General features: G+C 72.5%; 25 protein-coding genes and 1 pseudogene. 13 read left to right on the top strand and 13 right to left on the bottom strand.

Annotated elements, in window-relative coordinates:
* The first annotated feature begins 16 nt into the window (after positions 1–16).
* A complete protein-coding gene (locus KGD84_RS09465; protein ID WP_220559892.1) occupies positions 17–1,141 on the top strand; it encodes a glycosyltransferase family 4 protein in 1,125 nt (374 codons plus the stop codon).
* Positions 1,142–1,147: 6 nt separating this feature from the next.
* Here the strand turns inward: KGD84_RS09465 and KGD84_RS09460 are convergent, their stop codons facing one another.
* The 4 genes from KGD84_RS09460 to ctaC all read right to left on the bottom strand — a co-directional run bounded on the left by KGD84_RS09460 (position 1,148) and on the right by ctaC (position 5,665).
* Complete coding sequence (locus KGD84_RS09460) at positions 1,148–2,434, bottom strand: L,D-transpeptidase (RefSeq protein WP_220559891.1); 1,287 nt, start codon at positions 2,432–2,434, stop codon at positions 1,148–1,150.
* 175 nt (positions 2,435–2,609) lie between these two features.
* Positions 2,610–3,035: a cytochrome c oxidase subunit 4 gene (locus tag KGD84_RS09455; RefSeq protein ID WP_220559890.1), complete on the bottom strand. Its 426-nt coding sequence runs from the start codon at positions 3,033–3,035 to the stop codon at positions 2,610–2,612.
* Positions 3,036–3,041: 6 nt separating this feature from the next.
* Entirely contained in the window at positions 3,042–4,718 is a 1,677-nt protein-coding gene (gene ctaD / locus KGD84_RS09450) for an aa3-type cytochrome oxidase subunit I (protein ID WP_220559889.1), read from the bottom strand.
* Complete coding sequence (gene ctaC / locus KGD84_RS09445) at positions 4,718–5,665, bottom strand: aa3-type cytochrome oxidase subunit II (protein WP_478354365.1); 948 nt, start codon at positions 5,663–5,665, stop codon at positions 4,718–4,720. The genes ctaD and ctaC overlap by 1 nt, the downstream gene beginning before the upstream one ends.
* 445 nt (positions 5,666–6,110) lie before the next feature.
* Here ctaC and KGD84_RS09440 point away from each other — a divergent pair, with 445 nt between their 5' ends.
* Positions 6,111–6,371 carry a sulfurtransferase TusA family protein gene (locus KGD84_RS09440; RefSeq protein WP_255646423.1) on the top strand — a complete coding sequence of 87 codons (261 nt, stop codon included), beginning with the start codon at positions 6,111–6,113 and terminating at the stop codon, positions 6,369–6,371.
* Positions 6,372–6,514: 143 nt separating this feature from the next.
* Here KGD84_RS09440 and rpsD read toward each other — a convergent pair whose 3' ends face one another.
* The 8 genes from rpsD to KGD84_RS09400 all read right to left on the bottom strand — a co-directional run bounded on the left by rpsD (position 6,515) and on the right by KGD84_RS09400 (position 13,181).
* Positions 6,515–7,126, bottom strand: a complete 612-nt coding sequence (rpsD, locus tag KGD84_RS09435) for a 30S ribosomal protein S4 (RefSeq protein ID WP_220559886.1) — start codon at positions 7,124–7,126, stop codon at positions 6,515–6,517.
* Between the two features lie 295 nt (positions 7,127–7,421).
* Positions 7,422–8,393: a carbohydrate kinase family protein gene (locus tag KGD84_RS09430; protein ID WP_220559885.1), complete on the bottom strand. Its 972-nt coding sequence runs from the start codon at positions 8,391–8,393 to the stop codon at positions 7,422–7,424.
* A gap of 195 nt (positions 8,394–8,588) precedes the next feature.
* The gene (locus KGD84_RS09425) at positions 8,589–8,936 is read right to left on the bottom strand and encodes a HesB/IscA family protein (protein WP_220559884.1); all 348 of its coding nucleotides are present in this window, start codon (positions 8,934–8,936) and stop codon (positions 8,589–8,591) included.
* A 261-nt stretch (positions 8,937–9,197) separates the two neighbouring features.
* Positions 9,198–10,298, bottom strand: coding sequence for a glycerate kinase family protein (locus KGD84_RS09420; RefSeq protein WP_220565640.1), 1,101 nt, complete (start codon positions 10,296–10,298; stop codon positions 9,198–9,200).
* Between the two features lie 90 nt (positions 10,299–10,388).
* On the bottom strand, positions 10,389–10,985 hold the full coding sequence (gene pspAB / locus KGD84_RS09415) for a PspA-associated protein PspAB (protein WP_220559883.1): 597 nt from the start codon (positions 10,983–10,985) through the stop codon (positions 10,389–10,391).
* 25 nt (positions 10,986–11,010) lie between these two features.
* On the bottom strand, positions 11,011–11,928 hold the full coding sequence (htpX, locus tag KGD84_RS09410; protein WP_220559882.1) for a zinc metalloprotease HtpX: 918 nt from the start codon (positions 11,926–11,928) through the stop codon (positions 11,011–11,013).
* 207 nt (positions 11,929–12,135) lie between these two features.
* Positions 12,136–12,414 (bottom strand): PspA-associated protein PspAA, encoded by a 279-nt coding sequence (gene pspAA, locus KGD84_RS09405; RefSeq protein ID WP_220559881.1) that lies wholly within the window; start codon positions 12,412–12,414, stop codon positions 12,136–12,138.
* Positions 12,411–13,181, bottom strand: a complete 771-nt coding sequence (locus tag KGD84_RS09400) for a PspA/IM30 family protein (RefSeq protein ID WP_220559880.1) — start codon at positions 13,179–13,181, stop codon at positions 12,411–12,413. Before KGD84_RS09400 ends, pspAA begins: the two co-directional genes overlap by 4 nt.
* Before the next feature lie 96 nt (positions 13,182–13,277).
* Between KGD84_RS09400 and KGD84_RS09395 the strand changes: the two genes are divergently transcribed.
* Complete coding sequence (locus tag KGD84_RS09395) at positions 13,278–13,943, top strand: DUF3043 domain-containing protein (protein ID WP_220559879.1); 666 nt, start codon at positions 13,278–13,280, stop codon at positions 13,941–13,943.
* A 216-nt stretch (positions 13,944–14,159) separates the two neighbouring features.
* Positions 14,160–15,164 (top strand): aldo/keto reductase family protein, encoded by a 1,005-nt coding sequence (locus tag KGD84_RS09390; RefSeq protein ID WP_220559877.1) that lies wholly within the window; start codon positions 14,160–14,162, stop codon positions 15,162–15,164.
* Positions 15,165–15,294: 130 nt separating this feature from the next.
* On the opposite strand, the gene KGD84_RS09385 is transcribed toward KGD84_RS09390, so the two are convergent.
* Entirely contained in the window at positions 15,295–15,501 is a 207-nt protein-coding gene (locus KGD84_RS09385) for a hypothetical protein (protein ID WP_220559876.1), read from the bottom strand.
* 211 nt (positions 15,502–15,712) lie between these two features.
* On the opposite strand from KGD84_RS09385, the gene KGD84_RS09380 reads away from it, so the two are divergent.
* From KGD84_RS09380 to lipA, 9 genes and pseudogenes are all read left to right on the top strand, one after another.
* Complete coding sequence (locus KGD84_RS09380; protein WP_220565639.1) at positions 15,713–16,702, top strand: bifunctional adenosylcobinamide kinase/adenosylcobinamide-phosphate guanylyltransferase; 990 nt, start codon at positions 15,713–15,715, stop codon at positions 16,700–16,702.
* The gene (locus KGD84_RS09375) at positions 16,699–17,487 is read left to right on the top strand and encodes an adenosylcobinamide-GDP ribazoletransferase (RefSeq protein ID WP_220559875.1); all 789 of its coding nucleotides are present in this window, start codon (positions 16,699–16,701) and stop codon (positions 17,485–17,487) included. Before KGD84_RS09380 ends, KGD84_RS09375 begins: the two co-directional genes overlap by 4 nt.
* A gap of 300 nt (positions 17,488–17,787) precedes the next feature.
* A pseudogene (locus KGD84_RS09370) lies at positions 17,788–19,292 on the top strand (leucyl aminopeptidase).
* A 122-nt stretch (positions 19,293–19,414) separates the two neighbouring features.
* Complete coding sequence (gene lpdA, locus KGD84_RS09365; protein ID WP_220559873.1) at positions 19,415–20,791, top strand: dihydrolipoyl dehydrogenase; 1,377 nt, start codon at positions 19,415–19,417, stop codon at positions 20,789–20,791.
* 105 nt (positions 20,792–20,896) lie between these two features.
* Positions 20,897–22,648, top strand: a complete 1,752-nt coding sequence (gene sucB / locus KGD84_RS09360; RefSeq protein WP_220559872.1) for a 2-oxoglutarate dehydrogenase, E2 component, dihydrolipoamide succinyltransferase — start codon at positions 20,897–20,899, stop codon at positions 22,646–22,648.
* A 141-nt stretch (positions 22,649–22,789) separates the two neighbouring features.
* Positions 22,790–23,359 (top strand): NADPH-dependent FMN reductase, encoded by a 570-nt coding sequence (locus KGD84_RS09355; RefSeq protein ID WP_220559871.1) that lies wholly within the window; start codon positions 22,790–22,792, stop codon positions 23,357–23,359.
* A gap of 326 nt (positions 23,360–23,685) precedes the next feature.
* Positions 23,686–24,618 carry a TIGR01777 family oxidoreductase gene (locus KGD84_RS09350; protein ID WP_220559870.1) on the top strand — a complete coding sequence of 311 codons (933 nt, stop codon included), beginning with the start codon at positions 23,686–23,688 and terminating at the stop codon, positions 24,616–24,618.
* 9 nt (positions 24,619–24,627) lie between these two features.
* Entirely contained in the window at positions 24,628–25,335 is a 708-nt protein-coding gene (lipB, locus tag KGD84_RS09345) for a lipoyl(octanoyl) transferase LipB (protein WP_220559869.1), read from the top strand.
* Between the two features lie 87 nt (positions 25,336–25,422).
* A complete protein-coding gene (gene lipA / locus KGD84_RS09340; RefSeq protein ID WP_220559868.1) occupies positions 25,423–26,370 on the top strand; it encodes a lipoyl synthase in 948 nt (315 codons plus the stop codon).
* The last annotated feature ends 17 nt before the right edge of the window (positions 26,371–26,387 follow it).

Below are 26,387 nucleotides of genomic sequence, written 5' to 3'. Positions count from 1 at the left end.
CCGCTACGCTCGTGGCGTGCCGCGAACGCTGATCATCACCAACGACTTCCCGCCCCGGGCCGGGGGCATCGAGGCCTTCGTCCACGAGGTGGCGCTGCGCCTGCCCGACGTCGTCGTGTACACGTCCTCCCCCTCCACCGCGGACGGCGCCGCCGACCCCGGCTTCGACCTGCGGCTGCCGTTCCCCGTCGTGCGCGACGCCGCGAAGGTGCTGCTCCCCTCGCCCCGGGTGGTGCGGCGGGCGGCCGCCATCGCCCGGCTGGAGGACTGCGACTCGGTGCTGTACGGGGCGGCGGCACCGCTGGGGCTGGCCGCCGGGCCCCTGCGGGAGGCCGTGGGCCGCCAGGTGGCGCTGACCCACGGGCACGAGACGGGGTGGGCGCTGGTGCCGGGGGCGCGCGAGGCGCTGCGCCGCATCGGCGACACCACCGACACCGTCACCTACCTGGGCGAGTACTCCCGGCGGCGCCTGGCCCGCGCCCTGTCCGCTCCCGCCGCGGCACGGATGCGGCGGGTCGCGCCGGGGGTGGACACCGGCCGGTTCCACCCCGGCGCGGGCGGGGAGCAGGTCCGCGCGCGGCACGGGCTGGGCGGCCGCCCGGTCGTGGTGTGCGTCTCCCGGCTGGTGCCCCGCAAGGGCCAGGACACGCTGCTGCGCGCCTGGCCCCGGGTGCTGGCCGACGTGCCCGACGCGGCGCTGCTGATCGTCGGCGACGGCCCCTACGCCGGGCGGCTGCGGTCGGCGGCCGCCGGCCTGGACTCGGTGGTGTTCACCGGCCCGGTCCCCGCCGCGGAGCTGCCCGCCCACTACGACGCCGGGGACGTGTTCGCGATGCCCTGCCGCACCCGGCGGGGCGGCCTGGACGTGGAGGGCCTGGGGATCGTCTACCTGGAGGCGTCGGCCACCGGGCTGCCGGTGGTAGCGGGCGACTCCGGGGGCGCCCCGGACGCGGTCCTGCCCGGGGAGACCGGGCACGTCGTCGACGGCTCCCTCCCCGGTCCCGCCGCCCGGGCGCTCGTCCGGCTCCTGCGCGACCCCGACCGCGCCGCCCGGATGGGCGCACGCGGCCGGGAGTGGGTGGAGCGGGAGTGGTCCTGGGACCGCGCCCGCGCACGCCTCACAGGTCTTCTGACGGCCTAGGGGACCTCACAGGCCCTCTCCGTGGACGCCGCCGGGCGGGCCGTCGGAGTCGGTCGCCTGCGGCTCGCCCGTCTCGCTGTGCTCCAGCCACTGCTCCCAGGAGCGCTGGTAGAACCCCCAGCCGTTGTCCCACTCCAGCTCCCGCGCGGTGCCGGTGGTCTCCAGCACGTCGCCCATCAGGGTGTTGTCGTGGAACCAGCGGGCGTCGGAGACCGACATGTTGGTGCAGCCGTTGGACCGGTTCGCGTAGCCGATGCTCCCGTTCCAGGGCGCGGCGTGGGTGAACTCGCCGCTGTTGGAGGTGCGCACCGCCCAGTCGGCCTCGACCCGGTAGTAGCCGGGCGATCCCGCCGGGATGCCGACGGTCGCCGAGTCCATCACCAGCCTGCTGTACTTCTCCATCAGGACGTGGATCCCGGACGTGGTGGTGTTGAAGTGCCGCTCCCCCTTGCCGTTGCTGACCGGGATGGAGCGGACGCGCTCCCCGTCCACCTCCACGTGCATCCGGTGCTCGGGGACGTGCATGGTGGCGATGAGCTCGCGGCCCACCTCGAACCCGATGCGCCGGTCCTCGGTGCCGAACACCCCCTCGGAGGCCTCCACACCGGTCAGCCGCAGGTCGACGGTGACCTTCTGGTGCGGTTCCCAGTACTTCTTCGGCCGGAACACCGCGGTGGTCTCGTTCGGCCAGTTCCAGGCCCCCTCGGTGGCCTCCTCCGAGGTCACGTGCATGGAGTTCTCGACCTGCTCGCGGTTCTCCACCGGCTCCTCGAAGGTGACGACGACGGGCATGCCCACCCCGACGGTCTGCCCGTCCTGCGGCAGCACGAAGGGCTCGGCCAGGCGGTCCTCCCCGGCCACCGCGTGGGTGCCGAACGTGGAGACGACCTCGGTGCGCTCGCCGCCGTCGTCCCGGGCGGTGGCGTAGACGGAGACGACCCCGCCGGGGGCCAGGTTCCAGTCGCTGACCCAGGCCGAGCCGTCCTCCGAGAGCGTTCCGGTGACCGGTGCCCGCGCGGGGCCCCGCCCGTCCGTCCGCCCCGCCTCCGCCGCGGCCCACTGCTCCCGGTCGACCTGTTCGACGGTGACGTCGGTGAGGACCCCGCCCTCCACGGAGACCCGCACCGGTGTGTTGGGCGCGATCCCGGCCTCCCCCGGGGCCGGGCTGATGGAGATCCGCGGGCCGGGCGCCTCCTTCGGCTCCTCTTCCGCGGCCGTGCAGGCCGTGGCCGCCAGGGCCACCGCGACCGTGCCGGTGGCCAGGCGCCCCGCGAGCCGGACTCGTCGGTTCATGACAGAACCCCCAGATGTCACGTTAAGTGATTAAGAGGTTACAACGGACATGGGGGAAATCCCGGCATTTGCCACTCATGCGCCTCGACCACCCGCCGCGCCGCAGTGTCCGGGCACGGAAAAGCCCCGGCGGCGACCGTGCGGTCGCCGCCGGGGCGGGTGCCAGGCGTTCCGGCTAGTGCTGGAACTCCTTGCGGTAGTACTCGAAGACCCAGCCGATGGCGGTGAGGATGATGGCGAAGCCGCCGATGATCACCATCCACCAGCCGATGGCCACGCCCACCGCGGTGAACGCCACGGCCATGGCCACGAACATCGGCCACCAGCTGTGCGGGCTGAAGAAGCCGTACTCGCCGGCGTTCTCGGCGATCTCGCCGTCGAGCCGCTCCTCCGCGGGGAGGCCGTGGAAGTGCTCGCTGCGGCGGGCCGCCTGCCAGAGCCAGTAGCCGACCATCCAGCCGAAGCCGATGGAGACGACCAGCGCCGTCGTACCGGTCCACTCGATGGCCCCGGTGTCCTGCCAGGACCAGTAGATGTACAGGGCGGCCGCCAGACCGAAGAAGGTCGAGACGCCCATGAACAGATAGGCCTGTGTCTTCATGAGCCCCTACTCCTTCGTGGCGCCGACGGGGACCGCGCCCGGGGCGGCGGCGTGCGGGTGGTTGAGGTCGAACGCGGGGCGCTCGGACCGGATCCGCGGCAGCGACGTGAAGTTGTGCCGCGGCGGCGGGCAGGAGGTCGCCCACTCCAGCGAGCAGCCGTAGCCCCACGGGTCGTCGACCTCGACCTTGGGCGCCTTCTTCGCGGTGATGTAGATGTTCCAGAAGAAGATCAGCGTCGAGGCGGCCAGGACGAACGAGGACACCGACGAGATCTGGTTCAGCTCGGTGAACCCGTCACCGGGCAGGTAGTCGGCGTAGCGGCGCGGGAAGCCCATGGCGCCCAGCCAGTGCTGGACCAGGAACGTGCCGTGGAAGCCGAGGAACAGCAGCCAGAAGTGGAACTTGCCCAGCGGCTCGTTGAGCATCTTGCCGGTGAACTTGGGCCACCAGAAGTAGAAGCCCGCGAACATCGCGAACACCACGGTGCCGAACACCACGTAGTGGAAGTGCGCCACCACGAAGTAGGAGTCCGTGACGTGGAAGTCGATCGGCGGGGAGGCCAGCAGCACACCGGTGAGACCGCCGAAGAGGAAGGTCACCAGGAAGCCGATGGTGAAGAGCATCGGCGTCTCGAAGGTGAGCTGGCCGCGCCACATCGTGCCGATCCAGTTGAAGAACTTCACACCGGTCGGGACCGCGATGAGGAACGTCATGAACGAGAAGAACGGCAGCAGGACCGCGCCCGTCGGGAACATGTGGTGGGCCCACACGGTGACGGACAGGCCCGCGATGGCGATCGTCGCGGCCACGAGGCTCTTGTAGCCGAAGATCGGCTTGCGGCTGAACACCGGCAGGATCTCCGTCGCGATGCCGAAGAACGGCAGCGCGATGATGTACACCTCGGGGTGGCCGAAGAACCAGAACAGGTGCTGCCACAGGATGGCACCGCCGTGCTCGGCGTTGTAGACCTGCGTGCCGACCATGCGGTCGGCGCCCAGGGCGATCAGGGCCGCGGTCAGGACCGGGAACGCGATGAGCACCAGGACGCTGGTGAGCAGGGTGTTCCAGGTGAAGATCGGCATGCGGAACATCGTCATACCGGGCGCGCGCATGCACAGGCCGGTGGTGATGAAGTTGACCGCGCTGAGGATGGTGCCCAGACCGGAGACGGCCAGGCCCAGGATCCACAGGTCGCCGCCCAGGCCCGGCGAGCGGACCGCGTCGGACAGCGGGGTGTAGGCGAACCAGCCGAAGCTGGCGGCGCCGCCCGGGGTGATGAACCCGCTGATGGCGATGAGGCTGCCGAACAGGAACAGGTAGTACCCGAACAGGTTCATCCGGGGGAACGCCACGTCGGGGGCGCCGATCTGCAGCGGCATGATGATGTTCGAGAACCCGACGAACAGCGGGGTCGCGAACATCAGCAGCATGATCGTGCCGTGCATGGTGAACATCTGGTTGAACTGCTCGTTGGACATGACCTGCATGCCCGGGAGGAACAGCTCGGCGCGCATGAGGAGCGCCAGGACCCCGCCGAAGAGGAAGAAGCCGAACGAGGTGATCAGGTACATGTACCCGATGATCTTGTGGTCGGTCGACGTCAGCCAGTTGACGATCATCGAGCCCTTGCGGCCCGGCAGCCCCTGCGTGGCGCTGTGCGTGGGGGTGGTGGTCGTGCTCATTACTCGTTGGTCTCCTCGGCCTCGTCGGCACCGGAGCCCGTGCCCTCCGCGTTGGAGCCCTCGGCGCCGGAGCCCTCACCCGAGTCCGGGGTGTCGGGGGCCTCGGCGGCCTCGGTCTCATCGGCGGCCGCGGCCCGCTCCTGCTCGGCGGCCCAGGCCTCGTACTCGTCCTCGGGCAGGACCTCGACGTTGAAGAGCATGCGGGTGTGGTCCACACCGCACAGCTCGGCGCAGCGGCCGATGTACTCGCCGGCGGTGCCGTCGTTGAGGTTCACCTGGAACGCGTTGTCGCGGCCCGGGACGACGTCCATCTTGAAACCGAACGCCGGGATCCAGAACGAGTGGATGACGTCCGGGGAGTACAGGTCGAAGTGCACGACCGCGTTCTCCGGCAGCACCAGCGTGGACTGCGTGGAGGGGTCGGCGGTGCCGTCCGGGTTGGGCGTGCCCACCTCGGAGAACAGCACCTCGCCGCCCTCGTCCTTGGGGGCGTCCAGGTAGTTGAACTGCCACGCCCACTGGAACGCGACGACCTCGACGTGGACGTCCGCCTCCTGCTCGGTGTCCAGCAGGTAGCTCTGGTCGCGCGCGGTGAAGTAGAACAGCACCGCGATGACGACGATCGGCAGAACGGTGTAGAGCGCCTCGATGGGCATGTTGTAGCGCACCTGGGGCGGCAGCTGCTCAGAGCGCTTGCGGTGGAAGATGATCGACCAGATCATCAGCCCCCACACGAGAATGCCGACCGCGAACGCCGCCACCCAGGAACCCTGCCAGAGCGAGAGAACACGCTCGGCCTGCTCGGTGATCGGCTCCGGCATGCCCAAACGAGTGAGCTCGTTCGACGCGCAGCCGGTCGCGGCCAGCCCCAGCACGGCGAGCGCGGCGCCGCGTGGTGCCCATCGGCGCAGAGTGGAGCGCCGATTTTCTTGGCGGGTCGGACTCACGGATTGCCTTCCCAGCGGTGTAGCCCGTGGACTTCCACGGGCGGCCTAAGTATCCAAAGCTTGTCAGGGGGAAACATTATCGCGAACCGCCCAGGGTCCCGTTCATGGGCTTGCCTGGTCAGCGTGTTGCCGAAGGCCCGTGATACGGGACGCTCGGTGGTCCGCGGAGCCGGGCCCGTCCGCGCGCCGGGGGTGATCCCCTCCGGCGTCGGCGAGGCACGGCCCGGCGTTCCCCCGGGCCCCTCCCCCGTGAGGCGGCCGGGGCACCCGTCCGGGTGTCGGGCGGCGCCCGCGTCCACAGCGGGTGCGTCCGATCTCCGGCGTCCCACGGGGAGAGAACAAGGTGAGCGTATCGCTGGGTTTACGGCACCCTTAACCGGGTTCGCCTTACCGGGCGGGAGGGGTCAAGATTGGGACACGGAACGACAACGCACAGGGGGTTCCCGTGTCCGAGGGACGGCCGCTGCCCGGGGCGATCACGGCGTCGGTGACCGTGGAAGCGGTGGGCCGCAAGTGCCCGATCCCCATCATCTGGGTGGCGCAGCGCATGCACGAAGTGCCCATCGGCGGGGTCATCGCGGTCACCGCGGACGATCCCGCCGCCAAGGCGGACATCCCCGCCTGGTGCCGGATGAAGATGCACGAGTTCGTCGCGGAGGTGCCCCTCGCGCGGGGTAGCGCTTTTCACATCCGGCGCATGTACTGAACCGTTCCGGATTCCGGCTCCGGTTGGGTAACGATTCGGGCACACCGAATCCCGGGGGGTGCGGGGCACGAGAAAGGCCGCACGGACCCGGGGGTCCGTACGGCCGATCCTCGCTCCGGCGGCGCCGCGGGGACGCCGGCCCGCTAGCGGGCGTAGAACTCGACGACGAGCTGCTCGTCGAAGGGCACCGGGATCTGCTCGCGCTTGGGGCGGTCGACGACCGCGATGCGCAGGTCCTTGTGGCTGACCGCCAGGAACCCGGCGATCTTGTCGTCGGCGTGGACGCCCTCGGCGGCCTCGACGAACGGCACCATGGACCGGGACTTCTCCCGGACCTCGATGATCTGGCCCGGCTTGACCTGGTACGACGGGATGTCGACCTTCTTGCCGTCCACGGTGATGTGGCCGTGGTTGATGAACTGGCGGGCGGCGTAGATCGACGCGGCGAAGCCGGCGCGCAGAACCACGGTGGCCAGGCGCAGCTCCAGCTCGGCCAGCATCTCCTCACCGGTGCGGCCGGGGCGCTTCTTGGCGTTCTCGTAGATCCTGACCAGCTGCTTCTCGGTCAGGTCGTAGTACCAGCGCACCTTCTGCTTCTCGGCCTGGCGGACGGCGAAGTCGCTGCTGTTGCGGCGAACGCGGCGGCCGTGCTCACCGGGCGGGTAGGGGCGCTTCTCGAAGTAGCTGACCGCCTTACGGGTCAGCGGCATTCCGGCGCGCCGCGACAACCGCACCTTGGGTCCGGTGTAGCGCATGCAATGTCCTTTCACATGGAATGCGGGGAATCCCAGGTAAGGCTGACCTAGAACTGGGAGGCGTGCGGGCACGCCCGGGCCCCGTGCGCCTGGCGGCGCGAGCGGAGCGGGTTCCCCACCGTCGCGGTGACCCCGCGCGGACGGTTCGGGCTCTGCACCGGCACGCGTTTCAGCGCACCGGCGGGCACGGCGGACCCGCCGAAGAAGGACGACGGGAGCCGTGCGGTCGCGTCCCGGGCATGCGAACGCACGGGACGCGGGGTCACGACTGTCTACTCTACGGGGTCCGGGGACCCTAGACGAACGGGCGGACCTCGGCGGCGACCTCCGCGCCGTAGGAGCGCTCCAGGCGGTCCAGCAGCGAGGCGCCGGTGAGCGTGTACTCCTGCGGGCCGTCGACCTCCAGGCAGTGCACCGCGGTGGCGTTGCCCACCTGGGCCGCGCGCTCCAGGGACAGGCCCCAGGAGTGGGCGGCCAGGAACCCGGCGCGGAAGGCGTCGCCCATGCCGGTCGGGTCGACCAGGTCGCCGACGACGGCGGCGGGCACGTGGACGCTCGGCTCGCCCGCGCTGTCGATCCGGGCGCCCTTGGCGCCCAGGGTGGTGATGCGGGTGCCGACCCGGGCCAGGATCTCGGCGTCGGACCAGCCGGTCTTCTGCTCGGCGAGGGCCTTCTCGTACTCGTTGGTGAACAGGAAGGCGGCGCCCTCGATGAGGGTGCGCACCTGCGGGCCCTCCATGCGGGCGAGCTGCTGGGAGGGGTCGGCCGCGAAGGCGATGCCCCGGGTGCGGCACTCCTCGCTGTGGCGGACCATCGCGGCCGGGTCGTCGGCGCCGACCAGGACCAGGTCCAGGCCGCCCAGGCGGTCCGCGATCGGCTGGAGCTCGATGTTGCGGGCCTCGGCCATGGCGCCCGCGTAGAACGACGCGATCTGGTTCTGGTCGCGGTCGGTGGTGCAGATGAACCGAGCGGTGTGCCGCAGCTCGGAGATGTAGACGTGGGAGGTGTCCACGCCGTGGCGGTCCAGCCAGGCGCGGTAGTCCTCGAAGTCGGCGCCGGCCGCGCCGACCAGGACGGGGGACAGTCCGAACCCGCCCAGTCCGAAGCAGATGTTGGCGGCGACGCCGCCGCGCCGGACGTCCAGCTCGTCGATGAGGAAGGAGAGGGACAACTGCTGGATCTGCTCGGGGATGATCTGCTCCGCGAACCGCCCCTCGAAGGACATCAGGTGATCGGTGGCGATGGATCCGGCAACCGCGATACGCACGGGACGAGGTCTCCTTGGTCGGGACGCGCCGGCCCGGGGCCGGACACTGCTCCGGGCGCGCTCACGGCGCCCTTTCGGACTGACCCAGGGTACCGACCCGTGTTCGGCCCCACACACGGCGACGGGAGGGCGGATCAGGTCCGCCCTCCCGTCGGTGGCCGTCGGCGTCCCCGGCTCGTCCCGGGGCCGCGCGCCCTAGTTGAAGGAGTCGCCGCAGGCGCAGGAACCGGTGGCGTTGGGGTTGTCGATGGTGAAGCCCTGCTTCTCGATGGTGTCGACGAAGTCGATCGTGGCTCCGACGAGGTAGGGGGAGCTCATCCGGTCGGTCACGACCTCGACGCCGCCGAAGTCGGTGACGATGTCGCCGTCGAGCTCGCGCTCGTCGAAGTAGAGCTGGTAGCGAAGCCCGGAGCAGCCGCCCGGCTGGACCGCGACGCGGAGGCGCAGGTCGTCCCGGCCCTCCTGCTCGAGAAGCGCCCGGACCTTGCTGGACGCACCCTCCGTGAGGATGATCCCCTCGGTGGTCTCGCTCTGAACCGTCATCGTGTAAAGCTCCTCGTGGAAAGGGGTTGCGGCCCGCTTGCGCCCGCGGCCCCGGTCTGACGCCCGCCGCCGGGACGGATGTCCTCTTCAACGGGTGCCAACACCCGGACCCGGCGCCGCATTCCGACGCGCCGCCGCCGTGTCCGTCCGGCCCTCCCGGCCCCGGTCGCGGGGTCCGGTACGGGCTGACTTGCGCGTGTTCCACCAGGGTACCCATCCGGCTCCGCCGCCACACCGGACGGCGGGACCGGACGGCGGTGCTCAGCGGCTCCAGCGGCGGGCGACCGAGGCCGCCAGGTCCCGCAACTCCCGGGCGGGGTGCTCCATCGCGGCGGCCACCGAGCCGGCGGACTCGACCAGGGAGTAGGTCTCGGTGATGCCCGCGGCGGCCGCCTCGGCCCGGCCGACCGCCACCCGCCCGGCGGTGACCACGCAGGGGACGGCGTGCTCCCCCGCCAGGCGGGCGACGCCGTGGGGCAGCTTGCCGCGCAGGGACTGGGAGTCGAAGGACCCCTCCCCCGTGACGACGAGGTCCGCCGAGGCCAGCCGCCCGGCCAGGCCGACGGCGTCCAGGACCAGGCCGATGCCCGACTCCACGGCGCCGCCGAGCAGCAGCAGGGCGAAGCCCAGGCCGCCGGCCGCGCCGGCGCCGGGCTCGGAGCGGGCCGCGCCCTCGGAGTCGGCCCGGTCGGCGAAGGCGGTCAGGGCCAGGTCCAGGCGCTGGACCAGGGCGGGGTCCGCGCCCTTCTGGGGGCCGAAGACCGCGCTGGCCCCGTGCAGTCCGAGCAGGGGGTTGTCGACGTCGGTGGCGGCGACCAGGCGCACCCCGGCGACGGCCTCCCGGGCCGGGGCGACGTCCACCTTGTCGATGTCGGCCAGTGCCCCGCCGCCGCGGGCGAGGTCGGCGGCGGGGGTCGCGCCCAGGGCGGCGAGCAGCCCGGCCCCGGCGTCGTTGGTGGAGCTGCCGCCCAGGCCGACGACGACCGTGCCGGCCCCGTCGGCGACGGCGAGGGCGAGCAGTTCGCCGACCCCGGCGCTGGTGGTCCGGGCGGGGTCGCGCCGGCCGGCGGGGACCAGGTGCAGGCCGCAGGCCTGGGCGCTCTCCACGTAGGCGGTGTCGCCGACGAGCAGGTAGCGGGCGGTGACGGGCTCGCCCAGGGGGCCGGTGACGGAGGCCTCGCGCAGGGTCCCGCCCAGGGCGGTGTGCAGGACCTCGACGAAGCCGGGCCCGCCGTCGGAGAGCGGGACCAGGTCGATGCGGGCGGAGGGGTCGACGGACCGCCAGCCGTCGGCGACGGCGCGGGCGGCCTCCAGGGCGCTGAGGGTTCCGGCGAACTTGTCCGGTGCGATCACGATGTGCACGTGTTCAGTGTGCTGGGTCACGCGGCTCCGCACCAGGGTTCGGCGCCAGAAAAATTCATATCCCGGACTTTTGTTTCCGAGATACGGAAATCAGAGGCCGGGTGCGCCGTACACCGGGAACCAGCGCGACCGGTCGGACTCCAGCGGCAGGTCCCCGCCGATGGCCGCCTCGGCCTGGAGCTCCAGGGCGTTGTCACGGCGCTGCCCCGGCAGCGGCGCGAACGGGTAGAAGGTCCCGCGCTTGTACAGGTAGACCAGGCCCAGCGAGCGCCGCCCGTCGGTGAAGCCCACCAGCGAGCACAGCAGCGAGGGCCCGTAGCCGTTCTCCTCCAGGGTGGAGTTGACCGCGTGCAGCGAGGTGACCAGCCCCGTGATGTCGGGGTCGGTGACCTCGCCCTGCTCCGTCGGCGGGTGGTCGGAGCGCACCACCAGCCACGTGTAGCCGTACTCGTCGGCGACCTGGCCGACCGGCGGCCCGTCCCCGGCCTCCAGCAGCGCGGTGATGTCCTTCTCCAGGTCGGCGAAGGCCGCCCCCTCCGTTGGCCGGAAGGCGACCGACCCCGTCCCGGTGGGGCGGAAGCCGGCCGCCGCGCGCAGGGTGACCGCCGCCGACGGCAGCCCGAAGAGGGCGTCCAGGTCGGGACGGACGGGCTCGGACCGGCCCAGCAGGGCTCTCCAGAAACTCACACTGCCTCCTCGGCGGGAACGGATCTCAGGCGCCCCGGCCCAGCTGCCGGGAGATGTCGGAGAGCTGCGCCAGGCGCCGCTCCACCGGCGGATGGGTGGCGATCAGGCTGTTGAGGCTGAACCCCTTGGTGAACGCCGGGGCGAAGAAGAAGGCGTTGAACGGCTCCACCTGGCGCAGGTCCCGGCTGGGGATCCGCGCCATGTCGCCGGTGATCTTGGTCAGGGCGCTGCCCAGGACCGAGGGGCGCCCGGTGAGGTAGGCGGCGGCCCGGTCGGCCGCCAGCTCCCGGTAGCGCGACAGCGCCCGGGTCAGCAGGAAGCTCAGCGCCCACGCGACGGCGCTGACCAGCACCACCAGCAGGGCGACCACCGCCGGGGCCGGGCCGTTGTTGTTCCCCCGGCTCGCCCCGGAGAAGGCGGCGAAGCGCAGCCCGGCCTGGGTGAGGAACCCGGCCACGATGCCCAGGAAGCCGGCCACGGTCATGACCGTGACGTCGCGGTGGGCGATGTGGGACAGCTCGTGGGCCAGCACCGCCTCCAGCTCCGGCCCGTCCAGGCGGCGCATCAGACCGGTGGTCACGCAGACGACGGCGGTCCTGCGGCTGTGCCCGGTGGCGAAGGCGTTGGGCACGTCGGTGTCGGCGACGCCCACCCGGGGCTTGGGCATGTCGGCCATGGCGCACAGCCGGTCGATGAGCGCGTGCAGCTCGGGCGCCTGCTGGGGGGAGACCTCCTTGGCTCCCATCGCGAACATGGCGATCCGGTCCGAGGAGAAGTAGCTGAACAGCGCGAACGCGAGGACGATGACCAGGACCAGCCAGATGTTCAGCCCGACGGCGACCAGCCCCACGACGAAGGCGACGTACACCAGGACCAACAGGAACATGGTGAGGGCCATCCGGCCGGTCAGGCCTCGGTCAGGAGTGAACTTGGAACCCGCCATGCGCTGCGCCCCTCCCACTGGTCCGGACGCCTCGGAGTCTAGTTCGCGAAGGTGAGAAAGGGGTGAAAACCGCACGTGAACACGCCGGAGCCGCCGCGACCGGGAGGTCGCGGCGGCTCCGGAACAGCATGCGCAGGCACCGAGCCGGCCCCGCCGAGGACGGTGGTGGCGGAGACCGGCGAAACGGCCCGGACCCGGGAAGCGGCCCTAGCCCGGGATCAGGCCGTCGTCCTGCAGCATCTGGCGGACCTCGTCCATGCCGGCGTCGGCGTGCGGCAGGATGAACTGCGAGGGCTCCAGCGCGTCGGCGGCCAGCGGCGTCCCGTGCTCGCGCACCTTGTCGAGCAGGTCGTGCAGCGCCTTGCGGAAGGCGGCCTCGTCACCCTTCTCGATCGCCGTCTCCAGGGCGGAGTCGAACGAGTTGAGCAGGTCGAGGTCGGCGTCGGTGAGGTCCACCTGGCCCTCGCCCATGATGCGGACGATCACGCGCCCTCACCCCGTCCCGAGCCGCTGTTGCCGCCCTCGATCTGCGGGGTGGAGGAGGACCCGCCGCCGCCCAGCTCGAGCTTCATGCGCTCCAGCTCGGCCTCGACACCGCTGGAGCTGGCCATGCGGTCCAGCTCGGCCTGGATGTCGTCGCGCGGGCCGGACCCGGTGACGTCGTCGAGCGCGCCGGAGGCGAGCAGCTCGTCGACGGCCCCGGCCCGGGCCTGCATCTGGGCGGTCTTGTCCTCGGCGCGCTGGATCGCCAGGCCGACGTCGCCCATCTCCTCGGAGATGCCGGTGAAGGCCTCGCTGATCTGCGTCTGGGCCTGGGCCGCGGTGTAGGTCGCCTTGATCGTCTCCTTGCGGGTACGGAAGGCGTCCACCTTGGCCTGGAGGCGCTGGGCCGCCAGGGTGAGCTTCTGCTCCTCGCCCTGGAGGTTGGCGTGCTGCTCGCGCAGGCCGTCGATCTGCTGGGCGAGACCGGAGCGGCGGGTCAGGGCCTCGCGGGCGAGGTCCTCCCGGCCCTGGGTCAGGGCCGCCCGGCCCTGGTTCTCCAGCTTGGAGGACTGCTGCTCGAGCTGCTGGATCTGGAGCTCGACCCGCTTGCGGGAGGTCGCGACATCGGCCACGCCGCGCCGGACCTTCTGCAGCAGTTCGAGCTGCTTCTGGTACGAGTAGTCGAGGGTCTCCCTGGGATCCTCGACCGAGTCCAGGGCCTTGTTGGCCTTGGACTTGAAGATCATGGAAAGTCGCTGAAACACGCTCATCGGCGTGGCCGTCCCCTTCTCGGTGCGTACATCGGCTGTTCCCAGCGGGCGCTTCGCCCAACCCTACGCGGTCTGACCCGCGGTCGCCATAAAGCTGTGACCGGCTACCCTGAGGGTGTGTTCCGACGTCGCTCCGCTTCCGCAGACACGGATTCGAAGACCACCGAATCCGCCAGCCCCGAGGCCTCTGAGGCCACCCAACCTAAGGGATATACCCCTAAGAAGGGTGTGCCCACCCCCAAGCGCAAGGAATCCGAGTCGAACCCGCGCAAGCTGGTCAAGGCTCCGGAGACCCGCAAGGAGGCCTACGAGATCCACCGCGCCCGCTCCGAACGTAAACGAGGCGTCAGCAAGGTGAGTTCCGGCGGCCTCAAGGGCGTTCCCGCCGACGAGGCCCGGTTCTACCGTCCCGCCGACCTGGGCCCGGCCCGCCGCTACGCCCGTGACCTGGTGGACTCCCGCCGCACGCTCAGCGAGTTCTTCCTGCCGCTGTCGATCGTCATCATCCTGCTGATCATGGTGCCCAGCCCGATCTTCCAGGTCGGTGTGGCGTACGTGGCCTGGCCGCTGATGATGGTGTCGCTCATCATCGAGGGCGTCTTCACCTCGCGCCGGGTCAAGCGGGAGGCCGCCGAGCACTACCCGGACGACGACATGCTGCGAGGCATCGGCTGGTACGCGGTCATGCGCCAGATCCAGTTCCGCCGGCTGCGGCTGCCCAAGCCGAAGGTCAAGGTCGGCGAGGTCCCGGTCCCGCACTAGCGCGGACCCGGGACGGGGCCCGCGCCCCCCACGGACACCCGGGGCCGGTGCGCGTGCGCGCACCGGCCCCCGACCTTCTCCCCCGTCTTTCCCCGGGACCGCCCCGGGGCTTCCCCGATCTTTCCCCGAGTTCTCCGCGGAGGCCGGTGGGAGCGTTCCCACGGCCGCCGGGGCCGCCCTCGCGGAAGGACCCGGTACCCGGCTAGAGTGCCCGCCATGGAATTCCGCCATCTCGGCAAGAGCGGTCTCGCCGTCAGCGAGATCGCCTACGGCAACTGGATCACCCACGGCTCCCAGGTCGAGGAGGACGCGGCCGTCGCCTGCGTCCGCGCCGCCCTGGACGCCGGCATCACCACGTTCGACACCGCGGACGTCTACGCCCGCGGCAAGGCCGAGGAGGTCCTCGGCCGGGCGCTCAAGGGCGAGCGCCGCGACGGCCTGGAGATCTTCTCCAAGGTCTACTGGCCGATGGGCCCGGGCAAGAACGACCGGGGCCTGTCGCGCAAGCACATCATCCGCGGCGTGGAGGACACCCTGCGCCGCCTGGGCACCGACTACCTGGACCTGTACCAGGCCCACCGGTTCGACCACGGGGCCCCGCTGGAGGAGACCCTGCGGGCCTTCGAGGACCTGGTCCGCCAGGGCAAGGTCCTGTACGTGGGCGTCTCGGAGTGGAACGCCGAGCAGATCGAGCGGGCCCTGAAGATCGCCGACGAGTCCGGGTTCGACCGCATCGTCTCCAACCAGCCGCAGTACAACATGTTGTGGCGGGTCATCGAGTCCGAGGTCGTCCCGGTGTCCCGCCGCGAGGGGCTGGGCCAGGTCGTCTGGTCGCCCATCGCGGGCGGCATCCTCACCGGCAAGTACAAGCCGGGCGCGCCGCTGCCGGAGAACACCCGGGCCACCGACCCCAACAGCAAGCACTTCATCGCCGACCGGGTCGGCGACCAGGAGCTGCTGGAGCGGGTGCAGAAGCTGGCCCCGCTGGCCGCCGAGGCGGGTCTGACCCTGCCCCAGCTGGCCGTGGCCTGGGTCCTGCAGAACGACAACGTCTCCACCGCCATCGTCGGCGCCACCCGGCCCGAGCAGGTGCGGGACAACGTCCAGGCGGCCGGCGTGAAGCTGGACGCGGAGCTGCTGGCCCGGATCGACGAGATCCTCGGCGACAGCGTCGACCGCGACCCGGCGCTCACCCGCAGCCCGGAGGACATCCGCGCCTAAGCGGTGTTCCCGGACCCTCGCTCCGCCGCGGTCCGCGCCCGGCGCCCTCCGGCGCCCGCGGACCCCGCCGGCGCGGGAGGGCCCGGGGAGAACAGGGCCCCGGCCCCCGGAAGGGGCCGGGGCCCGTCGGTCATTCGGCGGGTTCCAGGGACATCGTGTAGACCTCCCTGCCGTCCTCCAGCAGGACGACCCGGTCCACTCCGCCCTCGGTGAGCTCGCCCCAGTTCTCGCCGAGCCAGCTCTCCGCGTCGCCGCGCGAGGTGAACGACTCCGCGGGGAGGTCACCTGCCAGCGGGTCCGCCCCGTCGGCCTCGCGGTACCGCCAGGTCCACGCCATCGTCGACCGCCCTTTCGTCCCGATAGGTCGCGGTCTACGGGTCACCGCGATCCAGTCCCGAGCTTAACCAAGGCTTGGTGGAGCATGCGGTTTACTTCTTCAGGTGCGAATCCGATTCCCGGGGACGGCCGGCCACGCCGGATGGCCCGCCCCGCAGTGCACCTGCGCCTCGTGCAACCAGGCCCAGGCCGACCGCCGGCTGCCGCTGCGCGTGACCGTCGACGACCGGTTCCGGCTCCGCGAGAGCGGCGCGGTGGGCCCGGTGCCCCCGGACTACTCGGTGACGCCCACCCCCGACGGCATCCTGGTGGCGAGCCCCGGCGGCGGGCGGCTGCTCTACGCCCGCTCCGGGCCCGCGACACTGCCCGCGGTGCCCCCGGTGGAGGCGGTCCCGCCCGGTTCGGGGTTCGCGTCGGCGCCGCCCCAGCAGGTGGACATGGTCATCGTGGACGCCGCCCAGCGTCCGGAGACCATCGGTGAGCTGCGGCGTAGCGGGGTGATCGGTGTGACCACGGCCGTGGTCGCGGTCGGCGGCGACCACCGGGTCCGCTCCCCCGCGGAGTTCGCCCGCCGGGCCCGGCTGTGGGGCGCGTTCGCCCCCGGCGACGGCCACGTCATGTCGTGCCCGCCGGCGGTCTGGCCGCAGTCGCGACCGCACGGCCCGCACCGGGTGCTCATCACCGGCGGCGCCCGCTCGGGCAAGTCGGTCGAGGCCGAGCTGCGGCTTCTCACCGAGCCGAAGGTGTCCTATGTGGCCACCGGCGAGCCCGCCGACCCCGCGCGCGACCCGGAGTGGGCCGAACGGGTGGCCCGGCACACCGCCCGCCGGCCGTGGTGGTGGGAGACCGAGGAGACCCGCGACCTGCCGTCGCTGCTCAAGCGGGCGCGGGGCGCGGTGCTCATCGACTGCCTGGGCACCTGGCTGACGGCGGTCATGGACGAGCACGGGCTGTGGGACGAGGAGCCGGCGCCGGACGCCGAGGAGCGGGTCGAGGCCGAGGTGCACGACCTGCTGGAGGCGTGGCGGGCCACCCAGGCCTACGCGGTGGCGGTGACCAACGAGGTGGGCTCGGGCGTGGTGCCCGCGACCCGGTCGGGGCGGCTGTTCCGCGACCACCTGGGGCGGCTGAACCAGTGGGTGGCGGCCGAGTCCGAGGAGGTCGTCCTGGTCACGGCCGGACGCGTGCTGGAGCTTCCGTGAGCGGTACCGCCGGCGCGGGCGCGCGTCTGGCGGTGGGGACGTTCACCGTGGTCCCGGTCCGGGTGGAGCGGGTGGACCGGGCGGCCGCCCGGTGGGCGATGCTGTGGGCCCCCGCGCTGGGGGCGGCGGCGGGCGCCCTGACCGGGGCGCTGGCCGCGGCCGGGACGGCGGCGGGGCTGCCCCCGGCACTGGCGGCGCTGCTCGGTGTGGGCGCCGGGGCGCTGTTCACCCGGGGGCTGCACCTGGACGGGCTGGCGGACCTGGCCGACGGGCTGGGCAGCGCCCGGCCGGCCGCGGGCGCGCTGGAGGTGATGCGCCGCTCCGACATCGGCCCGTTCGGTGTGATCACCCTGATCGTCGTGCTGGGCGCGCAGGTGCTGGCGCTGGGCCGGCTGGCGGAGGTGTCCCCGTGGGCGGCGCTGGCCGGGGCGGTGGCGGCGGGGGCCGCGGGCCGGACGGCGATCACGTGGGCGTGCACGCCGGGGGTGCCCGCGGCGCGTCCGGAGGGGCTGGGCGCGCTGGTGGCCGGGACGGTGCCGGTGGCGGGCGCGGCGGCGGCGACCGCGTGCGCGCTCGCGGTGTGCGCGCTGGGGCTGGTCCGGGGACCGGCGTTCGCGGCGGCCTGCGCCGTGGCATTCGTCGCGGGACTGGCGGGGGCGGCCCTGCTGAGGCGGCGGGCGGTGCGCCGGCTGGGCGGCGTGACCGGGGACGTGCTGGGGGCGCTGGCGGAGACGGCGGCCACGGTGGCCCTGGTGGTGCTCACCGGCGCGGCCGCGTGGCTGTGAACCCGGGACCGCGCGGCCACCAGGCGTTTTCTACCGATCGGTAATATCAACGCGCACCCGATGTAGCCATCATCACATTTTTTCACACCACGTTTCACCGCCCACCACGCCGGGGAACGCGCCGCCCGCCCGCCGCCCGGCTGTGACGGCCCCCACCGGCGGCCAGGGACGCCCTCCCCGGCCGGTCGGCCCGGGGCCGACCCCCGACCGGCCCCGCCCTCCGCTCCCCCGCGCAGCGCCCCCTCAGGGGCCGGAGCGCCACGTCACCGACCGGAGCACGGGGCGACTAGCATCGTGGGTGTGAGCACGACGTTGTCAGTACACACGGAGTCCCCCAGTTCGCTCGACGCCGACGCCCTCGTCGTCGGTTACCACTCCGGGGGCGACGCCCCGGAGCCCGCGTCGGGCGCTCATGACGTCGACGCCGCCTTCTCCGGCGGCCTCGCCCAGACCCTGTCGCTCCTGGGAGCGAGCGGCGCCGCAGAGGAGGTGCACACCCTTCCCTCCCTCGGGGCCGTCGCCGCCCCGGTGATCGTCGCCGTCGGCCTCGGTGACAGGCCCGCCGACGGCCCGGTCGACGCCGACACCCTCGCCCGCGCCGCGGCGCCGCGCTGCGCGCCCTGGCCGCCCGCCCCGAGGGCGCGGGCCGCGTGGCGCTGGCCCTGCCGGCCGGCACCGCCGAAGAGGCCGGGGCCGTCGCCCTGGGCGCCCGGCTGGGCGCCTACTCCTTCGACCGCTACCGCACCGGCGAGAAGGCCGGGAAGAAGGCCGCCCCCGCGCTGCTGCTGGCGAGCGGCGCCGAGGGCGCGCAGGCCGCGGTCGAGCGCGCCGCCGTCCTGGCCGACGCGGTCGAGCTGACCCGCGACCTGGTCAACACCGCCCCCTCCGACCTGGTCCCCGAGGACCTGGCCGCGACCGCCCAGGAGATCGCCGCGCAGGCCGGCCTGGACATCGAGGTGCTCGACGAGCAGGCCCTCGCCGAGGGCGGCTACGGCGGCCTGACCGGCGTCGGCCAGGGCTCGGCCAACCCGCCGCGCCTGGTCCGCCTGGCCCACACCCACCCGGAGGCCACCCGCACGGTCGCCTTCATCGGCAAGGGCATCACCTTCGACTCCGGCGGCCTGTCCCTCAAGCCCGCCACCGCCATGGACTGGATGAAGTCCGACATGGCCGGCGCCGCCTCCGTGCTCGCCGCCCTGCGGGCCGTCTCCGCCCTGGGCCTGAAGGTCAACGTCGTCGGCTACCTGGCCGTCGCCGAGAACATGCCCAGCGGCACCGCCCAGCGCCCCTCCGACGTGCTGACCATCTACGGCGGCAAGACCGTCGAGGTCCTCAACACCGACGCCGAGGGCCGCCTGGTCATGGCGGACGCCCTGGTCCGCGCCCAGGAGGACGGCCCCGACCTGGTCGTCGACATCGCCACGCTGACCGGCGCCCAGCTGGTCGCGCTCGGCACCCGCGTGTTCGCGGTCATGGCCAACGACGACGAGGTGCGCGAGCAGGTCGTCGCGGCGGCCGGCGCCGAGGGCGAGGCCGCCTGGCCGATGCCCCTGCCCGCCGAGCTGCGCGCGGGGCTGGACTCCGCGGTCGCCGACATCGCCAACGTGGCGGGCGAGCGCTGGGGCGGCATGCTGTCCGCCGGCGTCTTCCTCAAGGAGTTCATCGGCGAGGGCGTCAAGTGGGCGCACCTCGACATCGCCGGCCCCTCCTTCAACCAGGGCGGCCCGCACGGGTACACGCCCAAGGGCGGTACCGGCTCCGGCACCCGGACCCTGGTCCGCATCGCGGAGTCCTACGCCGAATAGCCCGACCCCGGGGCGGCCGGCGCTCCCTGAGCCCGCGCCGACCGCCCCGACCGCGGTCCCCTCCCCCCGAGCCGCGGAAACCACCGGCAATCACCAGCCACCACAACAAGGAGTTCGTTCCCGTGAGTGAGAGCGGCGGCACCTTCGACCTCGTCGTCCTTGGCGGCGGCAGCGGCGGATACGCGGCGGCACTGCGCGCCGCGGAGCTCGACATGAACGTCGTGCTGATCGAGAAGGACAAGCTCGGGGGCACCTGCCTGCACCGCGGCTGCATCCCCACCAAGGCCCTCCTGCACTCGGCCGAGGTCGCCGACTCCGCCAAGGAGAGCGAGAACTTCGGTGTCAAGGCCACCTTCGAGGGCATCGACATCGAGGCCGTGCACAAGTACAAGGACAAGGTGATCAACGGCCTGCACAAGGGCCTCACCGGTCTGATCAAGTCCCGCAAGATCACCGTCGTCGAGGGCGAGGGCCGCCTCACCGGCAAGGACGAGGTCACCGTCGGCGACGCCGTCTACAAGGGCAGGGCCGTCCTGCTGGCCACCGGCTCCCAGCCCAAGACCCTGGGCCTGGAGATCGACGGCGAGAAGGTCATGACCAGCGACCAGGCCCTGGGCCTGGACCGCGTCCCCGGCTCCGTGGTGGTCCTGGGCGGCGGTGTCATCGGCGTGGAGTTCGCCAGCGTGTGGCGCTCCTACGGCGCCGAGGTCACCATCGTCGAGGCCCTGCCGCACCTGGTGCCGGTCGAGGAGGAGTCCAGCTCCAAGCTGCTGGAGCGCGCCTTCCGCAAGCGCGGCATCAAGTACGAGCTGGGCACCCCCTTCGAGTCGGTCAAGACCACCGACTCCGGGGTCACCGTCACCCTCCAGGGCGGCAAGACCCTGGAGGCTGAGGTGCTGCTGGTCGCCATCGGCCGCGGCCCCGTCTCCGCCGGCCTGGGCTACGAGGAGCAGGGCATCTCCCTGGACCGCGGCTTCGTCACCGTGGACGAGAACCTGCACACCGGCGTCGGGAACATCTACGCCGTCGGCGACCTCATCCCGACCCTGCAGCTGGCCCACGTCGGCTTCGCCGAGGGCATCTTCGTCGCCGAGCACCTCGCGGGCCTCAACCCGGCCCCGATCGACTACGACGGCGTCCCCCGCGTCACCTACTGCGAGCCCGAGGTCGCCTCGGTCGGCCTGACCACCAAGGCCGCCAAGGAGCGCGGCCTTGAGGTCGTCGAGATGAACTACAACCTGGCGGGCAACGGCAAGAGCCAGATCCTCCAGACCCAGGGCGCCGTCAAGGTCATCGCCGAGAAGGACGGTCCCGTGCTGGGCGTCCACATGGTGGGCAGCCGCGTCGGCGAGCTGATCGCCGAGGGCCAGCTCATCTACAACTGGGAGGCGCTGCCCTCCGAGGTGGCCCAGCTCATCCACCCGCACCCGAGCCAGTCGGAGGCGCTGGGCGAGGCGCACCTCGCGCTGGCGGGCAAGCCGCTCCACGTCCACGACTGACCGCACCGGGGGCGGGCCCGGCGGGCCCGCCCCCGCCGCCGTACATCCGCGCTGCCCATCACCGGGATCGGGCAGGACACCGCGCCCATATCCAACGAGGAACCCATGCCGACATCCGTTTCCATGCCCGCCCTGGGTGAGAGCGTCACCGAGGGGACTGTGACCCAGTGGCTGAAGAACGTGGGCGACACCGTCGAGGTAGACGAGCCGCTCCTTGAGGTCTCCACCGACAAGGTGGACACCGAGATCCCCTCCCCGGTAGCGGGCGTGCTCACGCAGATCCTCGTCCAGGAGGACGAGACCGTGGAGATCGGCGCGGAGATCGCCGTCATCGGCGAAGCGGGCGAGGACTCCGCCGCGCCGGCCGCCCCGGCCGCCGAGGAGGCGCGTCCGGAGCCGGCCGCCGCCCCGGAGCCCGAGCCGGCCCCGGAGCCGGAGCCCGAGCCCCGGCAGGAGCAGGCGCGGTCGGCCGCCGAGGCCCCGGAGCCCGCCGCCCCCGCCGCGGAGGGCCCTGAGACCCCGGTGACCATGCCCGCCCTGGGTGAGAGCGTCACCGAGGGGACCGTCACCCAGTGGCTCAAGAGCGTCGGCGACACCGTCGAGGTGGACGAGCCGCTCCTCGAGGTCTCCACCGACAAGGTGGACACCGAGATCCCCTCCCCGGTGGCCGGCGTGCTCACGCAGATCCTCGTCCAGGAGGACGAGACCGTGGAGATCGGCGCCCGGATCGCCGTCATCGGCGGTGCCGGCGCCGCTGCCGCCCCCGCGGCCCCCGCCGCCCCGGAACCGGCCCCGGCGAAGGCCGCCGAGCCCGCGGCGGCCGAGCCGGCCCCCGAGCCCGCCGCCCCGGCGCCCGCTCCGGCCTCCACCGACACCCCGTCGGTGGACATCGGCACCCTGAGCAGCACCGGCCCGTCGGGGACCGACACCGGCACCGAGGGCTACGTGACCCCGCTGGTGCGCAAGCTCGCCGCCGAGCACCGCGTGGACCTGAGCCGCGTCCGGGGCACCGGCGTGGGCGGGCGCATCCGCAAGCAGGACGTGCTCAAGGCCGCCGAGGAGCAGAAGGCCGCCGCCGCGCGCGCCGCCGCCCCGACCGCTCCGTCCTCGGCCCCGCGCAAGCAGGGCGCCGACACGGCGCTGCGCGGGCGCACCGAGAAGCTCACCCGGCTGCGCAAGTACATCGCCGACAGCATGGTGGAGTCCCTGCACGTCTCGGCGACGACCACCCAGGTCGCCGAGGTGGACGTCACCAAGATCGCGCGCCTGCGCGAGCGGGCCGCCGAGAACGGCGGAACGGCTCCGGACTTCTTCGCGTTCTTCGCGCTGGCGACGGTGGAGGCGCTGCGCGCCCACCCCAAGCTCAACGCGTTCATCGACGCGGACAAGCAGGAGGTGACCTACCACGACGTCGAGAACCTGGGCGTGTCGGTGGACACCGAGCGCGGCCTGCTGGTCCCGGTCGTCAAGGACGCGGGCAAGCTCGGGCTGAGCGGCCTGGCCGGCACCATCTCCGACCTGAGCGAGCGGGCCCACACCGGCCGGCTGGGCCCGGACGAGCTGGGCGGCGGCACGTTCACCATCGCCGAGACCGGCGGCACCGGGGCGCTGTTCGGCACCCCGATCATCAACCAGCCGCAGGTCGCGATCCTGGGCACCGGCGCGGTCGTCAAGCGCCCGGTCGTGGTCGAGGACCCGGCCATGGGCGGCGAGGTCATCGCCGTGCGCTCGATGGTGTACCTGTCCCTGGCCGTGGACCACCGGCTGATCGACGGCGCCGACGCGGGCCGCTTCCTCACGGCGGTCAAGGACCGCCTGGAGGAGGGCGACTTCGAGGGCGAGCTGGGCCTGTCCTAGCCGTCCGCCGATCCGCCCCGGAGGGCCGGGCACCGCACGGTGCCCGGCCCTCCGGCGTGAAAGTTCACATCCGCTTGACCTCTACAGCGGTTGAGGTTTTAGCGTTGGTGCACCGACCAGCACGGCACAAGGACCTGACACATGGACAACCTGCGGATCGCGGTGATCCTGGGCTCGAACCGGAACGGACGCACGGGGCCGGCGGTCTCCCGCTGGTTCGTGGACCTGGCCCTGGGCCGACCGGACCTGGACGTCGACGTCCTGGACGTGGCCGACCTGCCCGCCGACGAGCGGTACGGTCACGGGCACGGCGCCCCGCTGGCGGACTTCGGCCCCCGGGTGGCGGCCGCCGACGGGTACGTGGTGGTCACCCCCGAGTACAACCACGGCTATCCGGGCCCGCTCAAGAGCGCGATCGACTCGGCCCGCCGGGAGTGGTTCGGCAAGGCCGCGGGGTTCGTCTCCTACGGCGGGATGTCCGGCGGCCTGCGCGCGATCGAGCAGCTGCGCACGGTCTTCTCCGAGTTGCACGTGGCGACGATCCGCGACACGGTGAGCCTGCACAACGCGGGCGCGCTCTTCGGCCCGGACGGGCTCCCCGGCCCGGAGATGGCGGGCGCCGACGCCGCGGCGAAGCTCCTGCTGGACGAGCTGTCCTGGTGGGCCCTGGCCCTGCGCGAGGCGCGCCGACACCGGCCCTACCCGGCCTGAGCCCGCCGGGCGCGAGAGCACGGGCCGGGAACGGTGGACGGGGCGGCACCTCGCGGTGCCGCCCCGTCTTTCTACCCCACCAATCACCATCCCCTGATGATCCCCATCATCAAAGGTCTGTTGGGTGGACGCGACAGCCAGCCCGACAGCGCGTCGCCCACGGTAGCCCCGCGTTGACGCGGAGTTCCATGTCCCACGTTCAAAGTAGAAGACCCGGGGCCCCGCGCGCAGGACTTTGGCGAAAATCCCCGGGAAAAAATCGGGGCGGCCCCCACAAGGGCACCCCGGCCCCGGTACTCGCTCCCGCGCCGGGTAGACACCTGAGCATGAAAGTGGCGATCACGGGCAGTTCGGGACTCGTCGGGGCGGTGCTGGTCGAGGCGCTCCTCGCCGACGGGCACCGGGTCGTGCGGATGGTGCGGCACGCGCCCCGGCCGGTCTACCGGTCGCGGTTGGAGGAGGCCGAGTGGCGTCCCGAACAGGGGCGGGTGGACACCGTTGCGCTGCACGGCGCCGACGCGGTGGTGCACCTGGCGGGGGCGCCGCTGAGCCATGCGCCGTGGCCCCGGGGGCGGCGGGAGGCGATCCGGCGGGCCCGGGTGCGCGGCACCCGCACCCTGACGCGGGCGCTGACCGGTATGGACGCCCCTCCCCCGCGGCTGCTGGCCGCCTCCGGCATGCAGTTCTACGGCGACACCGGGGGCCGGGTAGTGACCGAGGCCGACCCGGCGGGCACCGGCTTCCTGGCGCAGGTGTGCCGCGACTGGGAGGCGGCGGCCGCCGAGGCCGCCGGGGCCGGGATCTCCACCGCGCACCTGCGGATGGCGGTGGTGCTGGACCGCTCCGGCGGCTACCTGCGCTCGGTGCTGCCGCTGTACCGGGCGGGGCTGGGCGGCCGGATCGGCTCGGGGGCCCAGTACATGACGTGGATCGCGATGCGCGACGCCATCGGGGCGATCCGGTTCCTGCTGGAGCGGCCCGACGTCACCGGGCCGGTCAACCTGTGCGCGCCCGAGCCGGTGAGCAACGCCGCCTTCACCGAGGCCCTGGCCCGCGCCCTGGACCGCCCGGCGGTGCTGCGGGTCCCGGCGACGGCGCTGCGCGCCACCCTGGGGGACTACGCGGAGGAGACGGCCCTGCTCGATCTGCGGGGGCGGCCCGAACGCCTGATCAAGGAAGGTTATTCCTTCACACTTCCCACCATCGACAGTGCGCTATCCGACATCCTGGCCCGACCGCTGCCTTCCGCCGGGGCGTAGAGTGAATGTGTGAGTGATCTCGTTTACGCATGGCTCGGCGCCACCCCCGTCCCCTACCATCAGGGCTGGGACCTGCAGAAGCGGCTCCACGAGCGCCGCGTCGCCGACGAGGTGGCCGACACCGTCCTCCTCCTGGAGCACGAACCCGTGTACACGGCGGGCAAGCGCACCGGGAGGTCGGATCGTCCCATCACAGACCCCGGAGCGCCGGTCGTGGACATCGACCGGGGGGGCAAGATCACCTGGCACGGCCCCGGGCAGCTCACGGTGTACCCCATCGTGCGGCTCCCGGACCCCATCGACGTGATCGCCTACGTCCGCATGCTGGAGGAGGCCATCATCCGCACCATCGCGGAGTACGGCCTCGTCGGCAGGCGTGTGGAGGGGCGCACGGGGGTGTGGCTGGACGCCGACCCCGACCGCGGGCTCATCGAACGCAAGATCGCGGCGATCGGCTGCCGCATCGCCCGCGGGGTCGGCATGCACGGGCTCGCCCTGAACTGCAACAATGACATGTCGTGGTTCGACCGGATCGTCCCCTGCGGCATCTCCGACGCCGGGGTCACCTCGCTCACCGCCGAAACCGGGCGCGACGTCCCGGTCGCCGAGGTGCGACCGCTGATGGAGCGCCACCTGGCGGACGTCCTGGGCGCGCACCAGTACAGCCACATCGACGGCCCCGGACTGCTGTCCGAGCCCGTCGCCGCCCGGGGATGACACACCACACCATGAGCCGGCCCCCGCACGGCCCCGCCCTCACCAGGGCGTCCGGGTCCGCGGGGCACAGAAGGGAACGGGTTCACGTTGACCATCGCTCCTGAGGGCCGCCGCCTGCTGCGCGTCGAGGCGCGCAACAGCGAGACCCCCATCGAGAAGAAGCCGCCGTGGATCAAGATCAAGGCGCACATGGGGCCGGAGTACTCCGAGCTGCGCTCACTGGTCAAGACCGAGGGCCTGCACACGGTGTGCCAGGAGGCGGGCTGCCCCAACATCTACGAGTGCTGGGAGGACCGCGAGGCCACCTTCCTCATCGGCGGCGACCAGTGCACCCGCCGCTGCGACTTCTGCCAGATCGCCACGGGCAAGCCCACCGCGCTGGACCGCATGGAGCCGACCAAGGTCGCCAACTCGGTCAAGACGATGGGGCTGCGCTACGCCACCATCACCGGTGTCGCCCGCGACGACCTGGAGGACGGCGGCGCCTGGCTCTACGCCGAGACGGTGCGCAAGATCCACGAGCTGAACCCGGACACCGGCGTCGAGCTGCTCATCCCGGACTTCAACGCCGACCCCGACCAGCTGGCCGAGGTCTTCGGGTCCCGCCCCGAGGTGCTGGCGCACAACGTGGAGACGGTGCCGCGCATCTTCAAGCGCATCCGCCCGGGCTTCCGCTACGAGCGCTCCCTGGAGGTCATCACCAAGGCCCGCGAGGACGGCCTGGTCACCAAGTCGAACCTCATCCTGGGCATGGGCGAGACCCGGGAGGAGATCAGCGAGGCCATGCGCGACCTGCACGAGGCCGGCTGCGACCTGCTGACCATCACCCAGTACCTGCGCCCCTCCAAGCTGCACCACCCGATCGACCGCTGGGTGAAGCCGCAGGAGTTCGTGGAGCTGGGCGAGGAGGCCGAGGAGATCGGCTTCGCCGGTGTCATGTCGGGGCCGCTGGTGCGTTCGTCCTACCGGGCCGGACGCCTCTACCAGCAGGCGCGCGAGAAGCGTGACGCCGAGGCCGCCGCCCTGACCAAGTAGTACATAACGGGCTTTCC

This window comes from Nocardiopsis changdeensis (assembly GCF_018316655.1).
Classification (GTDB): domain Bacteria; phylum Actinomycetota; class Actinomycetes; order Streptosporangiales; family Streptosporangiaceae; genus Nocardiopsis; species Nocardiopsis changdeensis.
Note: the sequence above shows the minus strand (reverse complement) of the source record. Positions and strands in the feature narration are given on the sequence as shown.